The organism is Salipiger thiooxidans (genome assembly GCF_900102075.1).
Classification (GTDB): domain Bacteria; phylum Pseudomonadota; class Alphaproteobacteria; order Rhodobacterales; family Rhodobacteraceae; genus Salipiger; species Salipiger thiooxidans.
The window spans coordinates 1-12898 of record NZ_FNAV01000042.1; the positions used below are offsets into that span (position 1 = coordinate 1).

The 12898-nt window shown below is 65.7% G+C and carries 13 protein-coding genes and 1 pseudogene; 6 read left to right on the plus strand and 8 right to left on the minus strand.

Features of this window, described 5'->3' with window-relative positions; translation table 11 throughout:
* Positions 1 to 156: 156 nt before the first annotated feature.
* Entirely contained in the window at positions 157 to 1083 is a 927-nt protein-coding gene (locus BLQ77_RS27210; protein ID WP_089964202.1) for an N-acetylneuraminate synthase family protein, read from the minus strand.
* A gap of 214 nt (positions 1084 to 1297) precedes the next feature.
* Here BLQ77_RS27210 and BLQ77_RS27215 point away from each other — a divergent pair, with 214 nt between their 5' ends.
* Positions 1298 to 2092, plus strand: a complete 795-nt coding sequence (locus BLQ77_RS27215) for a class I SAM-dependent methyltransferase (RefSeq protein ID WP_089964203.1) — start codon at positions 1298 to 1300, stop codon at positions 2090 to 2092.
* A 34-nt stretch (positions 2093 to 2126) separates the two neighbouring features.
* Complete coding sequence (locus BLQ77_RS27220) at positions 2127 to 3131, plus strand: NAD-dependent epimerase/dehydratase family protein (RefSeq protein ID WP_089964204.1); 1005 nt, start codon at positions 2127 to 2129, stop codon at positions 3129 to 3131.
* A 99-nt stretch (positions 3132 to 3230) separates the two neighbouring features.
* Here BLQ77_RS27220 and BLQ77_RS27225 read toward each other — a convergent pair whose 3' ends face one another.
* Together BLQ77_RS27225 and BLQ77_RS27230 are read right to left on the minus strand one after the other, a co-directional pair.
* On the minus strand, positions 3231 to 3932 hold the full coding sequence (locus BLQ77_RS27225; RefSeq protein WP_089964205.1) for a hypothetical protein: 702 nt from the start codon (positions 3930 to 3932) through the stop codon (positions 3231 to 3233).
* A 1-nt stretch (position 3933) separates the two neighbouring features.
* Positions 3934 to 5013, minus strand: a complete 1080-nt coding sequence (locus BLQ77_RS27230) for a GSCFA domain-containing protein (protein WP_089964206.1) — start codon at positions 5011 to 5013, stop codon at positions 3934 to 3936.
* A gap of 312 nt (positions 5014 to 5325) precedes the next feature.
* On the opposite strand from BLQ77_RS27230, the gene BLQ77_RS27235 reads away from it, so the two are divergent.
* Both BLQ77_RS27235 and BLQ77_RS27240 read left to right on the plus strand, forming a co-directional pair.
* The gene (locus tag BLQ77_RS27235; RefSeq protein WP_089964207.1) at positions 5326 to 6399 is read left to right on the plus strand and encodes a GSCFA domain-containing protein; all 1074 of its coding nucleotides are present in this window, start codon (positions 5326 to 5328) and stop codon (positions 6397 to 6399) included.
* A complete protein-coding gene (locus BLQ77_RS27240) occupies positions 6396 to 7118 on the plus strand; it encodes a BTB/POZ domain-containing protein (RefSeq protein WP_089964208.1) in 723 nt (240 codons plus the stop codon). Before BLQ77_RS27235 ends, BLQ77_RS27240 begins: the two co-directional genes overlap by 4 nt.
* A 50-nt stretch (positions 7119 to 7168) precedes the next feature.
* Here BLQ77_RS27240 and kdsA read toward each other — a convergent pair whose 3' ends face one another.
* The 3 genes and pseudogenes from kdsA to BLQ77_RS27255 all read right to left on the minus strand — a co-directional run.
* Positions 7169 to 8005, minus strand: coding sequence for a 3-deoxy-8-phosphooctulonate synthase (gene kdsA / locus BLQ77_RS27245; RefSeq protein WP_089964209.1), 837 nt, complete (start codon positions 8003 to 8005; stop codon positions 7169 to 7171).
* Positions 8002 to 8790 carry a 3-deoxy-manno-octulosonate cytidylyltransferase gene (locus BLQ77_RS27250; protein ID WP_089964210.1) on the minus strand — a complete coding sequence of 263 codons (789 nt, stop codon included), beginning with the start codon at positions 8788 to 8790 and terminating at the stop codon, positions 8002 to 8004. Before BLQ77_RS27250 ends, kdsA begins: the two co-directional genes overlap by 4 nt.
* Positions 8791 to 9064: 274 nt before the next feature.
* Positions 9065 to 9301 (minus strand): annotated as a pseudogene (locus tag BLQ77_RS27255) (integrase core domain-containing protein); the annotation flags it as partial.
* A gap of 102 nt (positions 9302 to 9403) precedes the next feature.
* Between BLQ77_RS27255 and BLQ77_RS27260 the strand changes: the two are divergent.
* Complete coding sequence (locus BLQ77_RS27260; protein WP_089964211.1) at positions 9404 to 10198, plus strand: hypothetical protein; 795 nt, start codon at positions 9404 to 9406, stop codon at positions 10196 to 10198.
* A gap of 84 nt (positions 10199 to 10282) precedes the next feature.
* Here BLQ77_RS27260 and BLQ77_RS27265 read toward each other — a convergent pair whose 3' ends face one another.
* Positions 10283 to 10663: a hypothetical protein gene (locus BLQ77_RS27265; RefSeq protein WP_089964212.1), complete on the minus strand. Its 381-nt coding sequence runs from the start codon at positions 10661 to 10663 to the stop codon at positions 10283 to 10285.
* A complete protein-coding gene (locus tag BLQ77_RS27270) occupies positions 10663 to 11091 on the minus strand; it encodes a type II toxin-antitoxin system Phd/YefM family antitoxin (protein ID WP_089964213.1) in 429 nt (142 codons plus the stop codon). Before BLQ77_RS27270 ends, BLQ77_RS27265 begins: the two co-directional genes overlap by 1 nt.
* Positions 11092 to 11493: 402 nt before the next feature.
* On the opposite strand from BLQ77_RS27270, the gene BLQ77_RS29570 reads away from it, so the two are divergent.
* The gene (locus tag BLQ77_RS29570; protein ID WP_242661891.1) at positions 11494 to 12477 is read left to right on the plus strand and encodes a hypothetical protein; all 984 of its coding nucleotides are present in this window, start codon (positions 11494 to 11496) and stop codon (positions 12475 to 12477) included.
* Positions 12478 to 12898: the final 421 nt, after the last annotated feature.

The window sequence follows — 12898 nt, forward strand, 5'->3', positions numbered from 1 at the left end:
AAACGTCGCCATGTACCTGCGCGCACCAGACGCCTGATCCGTTCTATAAACGTTCTTCAAGATGTCCAAATATGCACGCTCGGGCCTGTGGGGCCGGAAACGGAAACGGCCGCCCGGGGGATCCCGGGCGGCCGTTCCTGTCTCTGGTCAGGGGGCTCAGCTGGCCTTGGCGTGCTGTTCCTTGACCCATTTGAGCTTGTCGCGCTGGACCTGCTCGACGGGCAGGATCTCCTGGCCCTTGTACTCGAGCGCCAGGTCGACGTTCTTGAGGTCGCGGCACAGGCGGCGCAGCCCGTCGGGCTCGAGCGACGCGGCGTGGTCGGTGCCCTTCCAGGTGCGGTCCAGCGTGAAGTGACGCTCGATGTGGGTGAACTTGCCCTTGCCGTCCGCTTCCATGGCGCGGCCCACGGCGAGTGCGGCCACGTCGGCGGCGATGCCGAGGTGGTGCCCCGAGAAGCCGATGCCCTTCACGGTGGCGCCGAACTTTTCCATCAGGTTGCGGATCTCGAACAGGCAGATGTCCTCGAAGGCCACCGGGTAGCCCGAGGTGCAGCTGTAGACCACGAGATCCTTGGCACGGCCGCGCTCTGCGTAGAATTTCACCAGATCGGCGATTTCATTGCCGGTCGACATGCCGGTCGAGACGTGGATCTCGCCCTCGTAGTTCTCGCAGAGGTAGCCCTGCAGGTCGTAGTGCTGGTTGGTGGCCGAGGGGATCTTGAGCAGCGGCGGGTTCAGCACGGCCATTTCCTTGGCCGAGGTCAGGTCCCAGACGCTGGTCGAATAGGCGATGCCGTTGGCCTTGCACTCGGCGATCAGCTCCTGGTGCTGCTCGGGCGTGAACTCGAGGAATTCACGGTGCGCGCCGTAGGTGTCGCCATAGGCGTTGGAGGGCACCGGGTGCGGGGTGTTGTACTGTTCCGCGGTCAGCAGCTCGCGGTTGTGACGCTTCTGGAACTTCGCGACGTCGGCCTTGCAGACATGGGCGGCCACACGGATCAGTTCCTTGGCGATTTCCATGTCGCCTTTGTGGTTGCATCCGATTTCGGCGATGACTTGGACGGGAGATTTGGTCTGGCTCATAAGGATGGAATCCAACTTTCATTCAGGGGAAAACCGGACCGGATGCGGCCTTCCTGGCAGGGAGACAAATAGCGGGCGCATATTTTCAAGTCAAACGCTCTCACCCTGGGCGAGAGGCCCCCGGGCGGGGCTCCGCCCGTGGAATTCTTGCACTGAACGAGAGGTTGTGGCTGCATTCGGAAACATCCGGAATCAAGTTTGTTTGGAAGAGTCTATGCATTTCAAGAAGCGCCTTCTTGCGGCGTACCGTGCCTTCGGAGATCCGGGGCTTGTCGTCGATCCGACGCAGATGAAGCGCCTGGTGGATGCCCGTGTCGGGCTGCACCTGTCGAAGCAGAAGATGCACGAGACCCTGCGCGGGGCGGTCGAGGAGGGGCTGGCGAAGATGGCGCCGCAGCTCGACAACGACCTGCCGGGCCGGCTGGCCGCGCTGGGAGAGGAATGGAAATCCGCCACCCCGCGCTGGGACCGGGTGCGCGAGGTCGCCCACGAGGCGCTCGAGCGGGCCGGGGTGCGCGGCGGGCGGATGCTCGAGATCGGCGGACGGCTGAACCCGCGGCACCGGGATTTCCCGGATTTCGACTACCACGCGCTCGATCTCGAGAAGGCGCCCGGCGCCGAGGGGGTCAAGGTGATGGCGGGCGACATCACCAACTGCCCGCAGATTCCCGACGGCAGCTTCGACTTCATCTTCAGCTTCGACGTGTTCGAGCACATCGACCGGCCGTGGCTGGCGGGGCAGGAGATCTGCCGCCTGCTGCGCCCCGGCGGCGTCACCGTGCACTCGACGCTCTTCGCCTGGCGCTACCACCCCTGTCCCATCGACTACTTCCGGTTCACCGCGCCGGGGCTGAAGTCGCTCTTCGACCTCGACTGTCTCTATTCCGACTTCGACTATTCCGAACGCCGCCGGGATGTGCGAGGGCAGGGGCGCTATGCGCTCAAGCCCGACCTGCTCGGGGGGTGGCGCGAGAATGTCCGCGTGCATTATGCCGGCGTGAAACGCTGAACGCGGATCCGCGGAACGGAAAGACGGAAGATACATGCGCAAGGTTCTTGTCACCGGCTCGGCCGGCTTCATCGGGCTTCACCTCTGCCAGCGGCTGATCGCCGACGGGTTCGAGGTCATCGGGCTGGACGCGATGACCGATTACTACGACGTGACGCTGAAGCAGCGGCGCGAGGGGCTGCTGCTGCAGACCCCGGCGTTCCGGGCGGTGCACGAGCGGGTCGAGACCCCCGGCGTGCTGATGGATCTCTTCGCCTCCGAGAAGCCCGACGTGGTCATCCACCTCGCCGCCCAGGCCGGGGTACGCTACTCGATCGAAGAGCCGCGCTCCTATCTCGAGAGCAACATCACCGGCACCTTCGAGCTGCTCGAGGCGGCCCGCGCGCACCCGCCGCAGCACATGCTGCTGGCCTCGACCTCCTCGGCCTACGGCGCCAACACCGAGATGCCCTACCGCGAGACGGTGAAGGCCGATCACCAGATGTCGTTCTACGCGGCCACCAAGAAGGCCACCGAGAACATGGCGCATTCCTATGCCCATCTCTACGGGCTGCCGATCACCATGTTCCGCTTCTTCACCGTCTACGGCCCCTGGGGCCGGCCGGACATGGCGCTTTTCAAGTTCACCAAGGCGATCCTCGAGGACCGGCCGATCGACGTCTACAACCACGGCGACATGAGGCGCGACTTCACCTATGTCACCGACCTCGTGGCGGCGATCCGGCTGCTGATCGACGCGGTGCCGGGCGAGGCGCCGGTGGGCGAGATGGACAGCCTGTCGCCGGTGGCGCGGCACCGGGTGGTCAACATCGGCAATTCCGAGCCGGTGCAGCTCACCGATTTCATCGACGCCATCGAGGCGGCGCTGGGGCGCAAGGCGAGCCGCAACCTGATGCCGATGCAGCCCGGCGACGTGCCCGCCACCTGGGCCGACGCCGAGCTTCTGAAGGCGCTCACCGGCTACCGCCCCGAGACCCGGGTGCGCGAGGGCGTGCAGGCCTTCGTCGACTGGTACCTCGACTATTTCGACAAGCGCTGAGCCGGGCGCTGATCGGGCGTTGAGCCGGACGTCGACGGGACGCTGACCGGGCAGGGCGGCTGCAGGGCCGCCCCAGCACGGGCCCGGTTCAGACCGGGTTCAGAGCTGGGCGGCGAGCCCGGGCAGGAAGGCGCGCAGCCAGATCGCCCCGTAGGCCGTGTTCATGTGCTGGATCTCGTCGGCGCCGTGGTGGCGGCCGTCGCGGTCGTCGCCCACCGCCAGCGGCTGGGAATCCTTGCTGAACGCGAGCTTCGTCGCCCGCCCCGCCACCATGGTCTCGGCGGGCTGCGGCACCAGCCGGGCCTGCAGGGGGTCGTAGTAGAGCCGCTGCATCTCGGCCAGCTCTGCGTCATAATCCGCCGCCACCAGCCCCGAGGGGTCGAGCGCCGGCAGCGGGTCATGCGCCACCCAGACCGGCTTGTCGGTGAGCCCGCGTAGCTTGCCCAGCAGCGCGTGGCTGCCCTGTCCCGTCACCTTGTCCTTCAGCGCCGCCGCGCGCACGGCGGAGGAATACCAGGTGTCGCCGGTCTCCTGCCCGTGCTCGTGCAGCCCGTAGAGCAGGAAGGCGTCGTATTCCGCCACGACCACCTCCGACAGCCCGCCCGAGGTGAATTCGACGGTGCGCTTCATGTAGGGGTTTGCGGGCAGCAGCCGGCCCTCGGCCACCACCATCTCGGCGATGCCCTGCCCGCGCTGCGCGAAGCAGGTGATCGTGATGCCGGGGAAGTCGTCGGACAGCCCGCTCGTCCACGCGGTGCGCAGCGCGCCCACGTGGCTGTTGCCGATGATGCAGAGCTTCATGCTATTTGCGCCCTCCGGCGGCGAAGGCCTCGAGCAGTTCCTCCTCGCAGACCTCGTCCTTGCTCTTCTTGCCCGCGGGCGCGGCAGCGGGTTTCGCGGCGGCCGGGGCGGGGGCGTCCTCCTTGCGGCCGAAGCGCGCGTTGAGGTCGCGGAAGAAGCTGTCCATCACGAAGTTCACGCCGTGCTTGGCGACGTTGCGCTGGTTCGGCTCGAAGAAATTGCCGCGGAACACCGGGCTGTTGATGATCTCGTACGAGGGGAAGTAGTCGACGTACCAGCGGCTGTCGGCGGTCTGCCCCGCCACCGCGCGCAGCACCGATTTCGACTGCATCGTCGCCACCAGCACGTGCTTGCCCGAGTTGGTCGCGGTCAGCGGCACCGGCGAGACGGTCAGGATCACCCGCAGCTTCTCGTTCTGCTCGCGCATGATCTTGAGCGCGGCGTAGAGGTTCTTCTGCACCTCCGAGAAGATCATGTTGTCGAACTGGTGCACGGCCTCGTCGAACTCGCCCGCCACGGTGCCGGGGCACATCGGGTACTCGTAGCCCTTCTCGCTGTTCAGCCAGCGCTCGGTGAGCCCCAGCGTGAAGACGAAGACATCCGCCTGCGTCACGCTCTCGCGGAAGGATTTCAGCGTCTGCTGCTGCGAGGCGCGCAGCTCCTCGACCGAGGCGAAGCCGTCGGGCTCGACCCGCGGGCGGAACGGGTCGTAGAAACGGCCGCTCTTCTCCCAGATTTCCTCGGGGACGGGCTTGATGCCGAAGGCCCATTGCAGCCACTGCAGCAGCAGCGAGGTGGTGTAGATGTTGCCGGTGCGGCTCGAGAACACGTCGTAGTTATAAGCCAGCCGGTTCGCGTCGCTCATGCCGAAGGGCGCGGTCTCGGTGCGCAGCCAGTTGAAGCCGCGCGCCTGCAGGGCCCGCCCGATGTGCTGGGCGAAGCAGGAGCCGTAGGTCGAGACCGGCATCTTCGGCGACAGCTTGAACTTGGGATTCCACAGCCCCGACACGTCGTACATGCTGTTCTCGGCGACGGCGCGCCGCCAGAACGCCTTGGGAGGGAGGTTCTCGTAGGGGTTCATTGGACATTTCCCGGCAGGTGAGAGGTCTTTCGCCGGCCATGTTGGCATCTCGCCGCGGTGCCGCCAAGAGGCCGGGACGTTTTTCGCCGCACCTGCGAGGGGCAGGGGACGGGTTCCGGGCCGGCCGGGCGATCCCCCTTCGGTTCCGGCGCCCGATCCCCCGCTAGGCGCCGTGCCTGATCGCGCTTCGGGCGCTGTGCCTGGTCGCCCTTCGGGAGCTGTGCTTGATCGCCCTTCGGGCGAGGGCTAACATCGCTCCGACCCCGGGCATGTCCCGCAAAGAGCCTCTTCCAGACCGAGAAGGACCGCTTCATGTCCAACCCCTATGTCGGCTTGCCGCCCCGCGCCTACTGGCGCAGCGGCGTCGCGGATGTCTCCTTTCTCGAGATGCAGGACGTCTACCGCCCGCGCTACGAGATCTCGCGCGAGAGCACGCGGATCGCGGCGGCGGGCAGCTGCTTCGCCCAGCACATCGGGCGCCAGTTCAAGGCCCGCGGCTACCAGTTCGTCGACGTCGAGAAGCCGCTGCCGATGCTGTCCGAGAGCGCCTGGAACGACTACGGCTTCAACATGTACTCGGCGCGCTACGGCAATCTCTATTCCGCCCGGCAGCTGCTGCAGATGTTCCGCCGTGCCCACGGGCTCTTCACCCCCGAAGAGGACGTGTGGGAGAAGAACGGCCGCTTCTACGACCCCTTCCGCCCCAATATCGAGAAGAACGGCTACGCCACCCCCGAAGAGGTGCGCCGTGACCGCGACTTCCACCTCGCGGCGGTGCGCAGGATCCTCGAGCAGACCGACGTCTTCGTCTTCACCTTCGGCCTGACCGAGGCCTGGGAATGTATCGCCGACGGCGCCATCCTGCCCACCTGCCCGGGCACCGTGGCCGGCCAGTTCGACCCGGAGAAGTACCGGTTCGTCAATTTCTCCTACGAGGACGTGCTCGGCGATTTCACCGCCTTCAAGGAATTCGCCGAGGGGATCCGCCCCGGCATCCGCTTCCTGATCACCGTCTCGCCGGTGCCGCTGACTGCCACCGCCTCGGACCAGCACGTGCTGCCCGCGACGGTCTATTCCAAGTCGGTGCTGCGCACGGTCTGCGGCACGCTCTACCAGAAATACGAGAACGTCGACTACTTCCCCTCCTTCGAGCTGGTCTCGAGCCACCCGGGGCGGGCGATGTTCTTCCGCCCCAACCTGCGCGAGGTCTCGCCGGTGGGCGTGGCCCACGTGATGGACGCCTTCTTCGGGCCGCACACCGCGGGGCAGGCGGCGCCGGAACCAGAGCCTGTTTCCACCGAAAAGGCGCCTGCACGCGCGAAACCTAGGATGTCCGAGGACGATCTCGTCTGCGAGGAAGCCCTGCTCGAGGAGTTCGGCCGATGAGCCAGCTGACCATCACCGGAAATTCCCACACCATCGCGCTCAACCAGGGCCTGGGGCAGGTGCCCGAGGCGGCGGGGGTCACGGTCTTCGGGCTCGGCGCCGGGGTCTACGAGACCGAGGCCTTCAGCGCAACCGAGGCCGGCCGCGTGGTGCTGACCCAGCCGGTCTATGCCGAGAACCTCGTCCGCTTCACCGGGCAGGACCATATCGCCCCGGACCGGCTCTGGGGCATCTGCATGGGCACCCACAACCCGCGGCTCTACGGCGACCGGATCTGGACCGGCGCCGCGGCGCCCTCGGCGCTGGCAGGGGACGGGCAGCGCCCGGTCTCCTCGGGGCTGATCGACCGCATGGCCGACGAGGACCAGCGCCACATCCGCGCCTTCCTCACCCAGCTGAAGGAGGCAGGCATCCGCTTCTTCGTGATCAGCGCGCCGCCGGTGCGGGCCGATCACCAGAACATCGTGCGCGGGGCGGATCCGGAGGTGCTGCTCGAGATCGACCGCCGCTCCCGGGCGCGCTTCCGCGGCTTCCTCGACGGGCTGGGGGTGGATTTCGTCGACTTCCCGCCCGAGACCGCCGACGCGCAGGGCCTGCTTCGACCGGAATACGCGGCGGGGCTGCTGAAGAACGGCAAGCGCGACCCGCACCACGGCAACGCCGAATACGGCGCGCTGATGCTGCGCCGGATCCTCGCCGAGGTCGGCCAGCCGGCCTAGACGAGACGGGCGGGGGCCTGTCGCCCCCGCGTCCTTGGGCGGCCCTCAGCTCAGGGCTTCACCACCTCGTCGAGCGCGTGCAGGCGGGCCAGCAGCGGGGCGAGCCCGTCGATCGGCACCATGTTGGGCCCGTCCGAGGGGGCGTTGTCGGGGTCCTCGTGGGTCTCGATGAAGACCGCGGCGCAGCCCACCGCCACGGCGGCGCGGGCGAGGGTGCCGACGAACTGGCGCTGGCCGCCCGACGAGGTGCCCTGGCCGCCCGGCAGCTGCACCGAGTGGGTGGCGTCGAACACCACCGGGTAGCCGGTCTCGGCCATGATCGGCAGGCTGCGCATGTCCGAGACCAGCATGTTGTAGCCGAAGCTGGCGCCGCGCTCGCAGAGCATCAGGCGCTGGTTGCCGGTCGAGGCGATCTTGGCGGCTACGTTGGCCATGTCCCAGGGCGCCAGGAACTGGCCCTTCTTCACGTTGATCGCGGCGCCGGTCTCGCCCGCGGCGAGCAACAGGTCGGTCTGGCGCGACAGGAAGGCGGGGATCTGCAGGATGTCCACCGCCTCCGCGACGACGGCGCACTGGCCGATGTCGTGGATGTCGGTCAGCACCGGCACCCCGAACTCGGCGCCGATCTTCGACAGGATCGAGAGCCCGGCCTCCATGCCGAGACCGCGCTTGCCCGAGAGCGACGAGCGGTTGGCCTTGTCGAAGCTGCCCTTGAACACCCACGGCATCCGCGCCGCCTCGGCGGCGGCGGCGATGCGCTCGGCCAGCATGCGGGCGTGCTCGAGGCTCTCGAGCTGGCAGGGCCCGGCGATCAGCGCCAGCGGCGCGTCATTGGCGAAGGTGACGGATTTGACCGCGACCTCGCGGGCAGAAACGGCGGTGCTCATGCGATGCCCTCCTTCTTCAGAACGGCCTCGATGCGGGCCACGTCGACGGGGTTGTTGAGCTCCCAGAACACCCGGCCTCGGGCCTCGACCGGCACGCAGGTGACCGGAGTGCCGTTCTCGAGGAAGCGCAGCTGCTCGAGCCCCTCGGCCCGTTCCAGCGGCCCCTCGGCCCAGCCGGCATAGCGGCGCAGCGCCTCGGGGCGGTAGCCGTAGACCCCCACATGGTGCCACACCTCGGGCGGGGTTTCGAGATTGCCCACGTAGGGCAGCACTTCCTTGGAGAAATAGAGCGCGGTGCCGTCGCCGCGCATCACCGCGGTGGTGCCGCCGACGCGGCCGGCGTGGCGGTCGGTGACGAAGTTCGCCAGCGTCTCGGGGTCGGTGCGCAGCACCGGGGTCGCCATCTCGACCGAGGGATCGCGCATCGCCGCGATCAGCGCCTCGACGAACCACGGCGGGGTGAGCGGCGCGTCGCCCTGCAGGTTGATGACGATCTCGGGGGTGCCGTCGAGCTGGGCCAGCCCCTCGGCGCAGCGCTCGGTGCCGTTGCGGGCCTGATCCGAGGTCATCAGCACCTCGGCGCCGAAGCCGCGCGCCGCCTCGGCGATGCGGTCGTCGTCGGTGAGCACGTAGACCGCAGCCACGCCCTCGACGCTCAGCGCCGCGTCCCAGGCGCGGCGGATCAGGCTGCGGGCCTCGCCGGTGGCGCCGGTGAGCTCGACCAGCGGCTTGCCGGGATAGCGCGACGAGGCGTAGCGGGCGGGAATGAAGATGACCGCGCTCATGCTGCGAGGCCCCGGGAAGAGGCCGCGCAGGCGGCGGCGGGGAGAATATGACGCATCGGGATGTCCCGCCTGAGGAGATTTCCTGCTGGATAACGCGACCGCAACCGCCTGTTCAACCGAAACCGCTGTCAGGCAACCGGAGCAGGTGCCCGCAGGGGTCTCGCGACCTACCCGTTCGTTTCGCCTAGGTGTTTGATCCCAGGGTTTATGGTGCGATCCATTCGCTGGAATGGAAGGAAGTGGTCTGCCCCTCTTGGGTGGTCCGGTTAGAAGGTTAGTGCATGATTGGCCTGTGTTCCATCGGGATGGTGGTCTCGGGCGCTGGTGGCCGATAGCCCAGAGCGCTGTGTGGTCGCACGGTGTTGTAGTGGCGGCGCCATCTTTCAATCAGGATCTGCGTCTCTCTCAGCGAATAGAAAATCTCGCCGTCGAGCAACTCGTCGCGGAGCCTTGCGTTGAAGCTTTCGACGTAGCCGTTCTCCCAAGGCGATCCAGGCTCGCTGCAGGCGGTCGTGAGTTTTGGGGTAGCCCTGTCAACAAGCAAGACTGATAATTGAAGCGCTGCTGCCCCCTACCTTGGGGCAACGGGTTTCGACCTCGTGGGAGCGCACGAATGCTGTGGTTCTTCTTTCTTTTTACTCGTGTGTTTGTGGCATGCCTCTGCCTGGCGATACCTCTGATGCTGCCGCAGGCCTCGCTCTGGGTCTACGTGTTGTTCTGGCCAACCGCAGTGGCGATCCTGATGCTGGGATTACTCGATCCCCGTTACCTGCTGCGCCGCACCATCGCGACTATCGCCACCAGCGCCATTGCAGGCTTCGTTATCAGCGGGGTGCCCGCACTGACTGAGGATGCCATCGCCAACGATACCCTGCGCGAAGTGCTCAATCTGGTGATCGCGATGGTGACGGGTCGCATGACCCAAGACAACGGCTGGCCGTTGGTTCTTCTGGTTTCCGTTACCCTTCTGGTCCTTGCAGGACTGGAGGGGATGAGAATGTGGGAAGAAAGGCCGAAGGATGCCAGGTTCGTGGCCCGCCCTGTTCCATCCCCGGCGTCGATCCCGGTTGGAAAGTGCGAACTCGTGCTCGCGCTCCGGGTCACGATCCACAACACCGGAAAGGCGGCCTGCGCGATCAACCCGCAGGATGTGCGGATTCGGATTTGCTGGCTCTGGACTATCGTTGCGGCGCCTGGCCTCGAACAGAACAACGGCGTGTTACCTCTGCGCACCCCCTTATCACTGGAACCTGCCGCGACCTGCACGTTGCATCTGCAGGAGACGCTGCGCAGCCGGGTCCTGAACTGGGTTGCGCGGCGGCCGTGGTTAGTAACATGGATCTTGTTGTGGGGCGACGTCGACATTGCGGGGAACGTGTTCAGTACTCGATTTCCGGCACGTCGCTAGATCCAGGTATAGGGCTGCCTAGCGATTTGGTTCATCCCGGGCAGGCATCCGCCGCCAAAGTGCTGCGCTCAATTTGAGCGACACCTAGTGTTTAGCGTCAAGCACGACCAGCCATTTCTCCAGCCCAATGTGCTGCTCAGCATAGGCTATGGCCACGCCGGAGTAGGTCTGCTTGAAGAGCGCGATGTATATCTCCTGATAGGCGGCGCGCCAGTTGGCGGGCACGTCCTGCCAGTCCACCGGCTGCGGAAACCCGTTCTCCTCCCGGTAGTTGTGAACCTCGCGCATCTGGGCGAGGATATTCAAAAGGAGGGATCGGGCCAGCTGCGCGACCGCCTCGGGGTCATCGGCCCGGCCGCCCAGCATGGCAGCGACGGCGGAAACCATCGCTGCCATGACCTTGTCATACGCGCCGTCGGGCACACGCACTTTAAAACTGGCAACCGGGGCACGTAGGCCTGGCATCAGGCCACCTGGGGCCTTTCGGTCGCGTCGACCCTACACCCTCCGGTGTCGGCCAAGTCGTGTGCGTGAATCATCTCGTCGATCTCGGCCATGACGCCTTCAACCTTACGTTTCAGGTCGAGCAGATCGTTCCGGGCCGTCACATCGGCGGGATCGTCCTCGGCCAGCACAAAGTCCGCGGCACTGAAGTCACCAACATTGGGCGTGGGCCACGACAGTGCAGCATGTGCTCCTGCGTCGGCGGCCTGCAGCGTCGCGAGGTCCGGCATGCTGACAAGCACCGCGGCGGGACGCTTGTGCTTGGTCAGGATCACGCGCTGGCCATTCTGGCTGACGCGATCGACGAGATCGGCCAGGCTAGCCCGCGCCTCGGTCACCGGGAATGCGAGCGGTTGGTCATGAAAGATGAGGTCGTCTTCATGTGTCATTTGTTCGATCTCCTTCGAAAGGACTCAGGAAATATGTACAGTTATGGGCCGGTGGTCAAGGGTTCTGTACGTAAGTACCGGTTTCACAGCGTGAGAAGCGTACGCTTTGTACGGATCTGCGGATACTGGAGAGCCGACAACCGCGGTTAACGTACATTTTGTGCTGCCAGTCAAGAGTCTTCGCGCGCTTTTGTACATAAATCTTGATCCATCAACCCGATCACTGTACATTATTCTCTGGCGACGGTCACTCCCATCGCCATTACTGTACATTAGATACGCTGGAACCCTTGAAATCGTTCCATCCGTTCCCACGTCAGGGGAATATGTACAAAACTTCGGCCATCCGTGGCCGCACAGGACAAGCAACGGGGCACCGTGAAGCACTGGAGGGACGGGGTTATGACGTATCGGCAGACGGCTTGGGTCACCTTGAACGGGATCACCTTCGAGCGGTCCGCCGCCATCGCGATCCGGCGGTTCGACGTCGATAAGTACCAACGGGTCATGGCCCGCTTGGTTCAACTTCGCTTCTGGATCCTGCAGGAACCGCGGAACGCATCCTCTCCCGAGATGGTCGTTGTCGAAAAGGTCCAGATTGACGAGCTGCGCGTCTGGTACGCCCGCGGTGAGGTTGACATGACAGTTCTCCGGATCGAGCTCACGACCCCCTGCGGGCGCCCCAACACTGTTCACCTACTGTATCGAGCGGAAGTCCCAAGCCGACCCGTGGGCCCGGGAGATGTCATCCTATATGGGGACGACATACTGCTCACCCGCACGGCGATGGACCTGCCCAGGATCCTCACGAGAAGCCGGCCCGTGGCCTGCCAGCTGATCCTGCGCGATGGCCGGCTTCAGCTCGCGCTCGATACGCGGCTAGACGGTGCGTTGTCTTGGGAAGCCGGCTGGACTGTACCGCAGTGGCCCAATGAGAAAAACGCGCTGATGCTCGAGGCCCGGTTGCTAATCGATCTGAGGCTGCAGCGCGACGCCGGCATCCGCGGGGCGTTCCGGATCTGGCACCGGGGTGCGCTGCCGCGCACGCAGGCTGTTGGCCCTATCCCTGCACAGGACATCCTGCCGGAGCTCCTGTCCGCGCCCCGACCTCAGCCGAAGGGCGACGTGGCGGGACCGGAGGCGCCGCGCCTGCAAGACCTGACCTACCGCCTCGACGCGGAAACCCGTCGCCAGATCGCCCAGAAGCGCACAATGATGCAGGCCATGGAATTACTGTCCAAGGGGCGCAGCGATGGCTGGGCACTGTGTCTCGATGCCCTGAGGAGCAGCGGGAAAGACGTTGGGTACGACCTGTCGCTCGAAGTGGCACTGCGCCAGCGCACCCTGCGGCGGCGCTGGCAAGGCAAGGTAGATATCAAGGGGTGAATTCTCGACGCCGATCTGGTAGTGGCGTCGAGTTGTACAAATGAGCGCGCCGGGTGGGGGAGACCTCGCCCGGCGCAGCCCTTTCGCAAGCGGCCCCATCGCTTCCGCCCGTTCCGGCACGGTCAGGCTGAGTGCGCACGACACCTACTGCTTTGGCAAAGTCTTCTTCACAAGGCGCTCCGAGCCGCGAGAATCCAGATTCCGGCGGTCCAAGGTTGGGGAGCAGAGCATCATGCCCGGCATTTCGCAATCCGGTTGGGTCAGTTCTTGGGGTAGGTCCCGGCCACCTCCTAATATTCAGCATAACCCTCATTATCCGCCCTATCTCTGTAAGCGCCAAGTTAGAATGTCCCACATGAGCAAAGCTGAAGTGTCACACTCCCCTGAATGGGCAGGATTGGAGTGCGGCCGTGGGATTGGT